Source organism: Bartonella sp. AP58NXGY, from assembly GCF_042195785.1.
Classification (GTDB): domain Bacteria; phylum Pseudomonadota; class Alphaproteobacteria; order Rhizobiales; family Rhizobiaceae; genus Bartonella.
Map to the genome: position 1 here is coordinate 1 of NZ_JBHIOY010000260.1, position 704 is coordinate 704.

Below are 704 nucleotides of genomic sequence, written 5' to 3' on the forward strand. Positions count from 1 at the left end.
CAAGTTTCCAAAGATCATCAGCACTCTTTACACAGGGGATACGAGGCAGTTCTTTAGAAAGGTTATCGGCATAACGAGGGCGATAATCTTCCGAATGAAGTAAACCGTAAACATAATAAAATATATCATCTTTTGTTATGGCTTCATTAGGATAAGCAGTTTTAAAGTGTGCTAATCCCGCATCTGTAATGCCATCACGAACTTTCTTTTTTTCATTTGTTATAAATAAGCTATGGTCATGATGTTTCTTCTCTTCACAATGAAACATAAGCGGATAACATCTTGTTTTTTCTAATGTATCATAGGTAATGGGTTTATTAGTCATGAGACAAGAGAAACTTGAGTTACTACCACTACCTGAAACACAAATACCAAGATTATCAGGGAGATTTGAATTAAAAAATTGATGCGTTTGTCCTATCCGTTCATTAAGGAATGATGATGCATAATGCCACGTTGTCATAAACGGGCGATAAAGAATGAGAGCTTTTAGATGAGATTCAAATGTTGCTTCTATGCTCCGTTTTAATTTGGAGATAAGAGCATCCGTCCAACTGATTTTTGTAGTATCATAATCAATGATTTTTTTCATAGATATAGACGGATTTTCAGCAACGAGACGCCTTTGTTCATTAAAAAAATCAATTGTCTTTTGCACAGATGTACTTAGTGCATCTGTTGAAAAATTACAAACCCAAGAATCT

The 704-nt window shown here is 34.5% G+C and carries 1 protein-coding gene; it reads right to left on the bottom strand.

All coding sequences use genetic code 11. The features are described 5' to 3' along the window. Positions 1–704, bottom strand: a 704-nt coding sequence (locus tag ACFINC_RS10820; protein ID WP_375617214.1) for a type ISP restriction/modification enzyme, incomplete at both ends; no start/stop codon positions are given.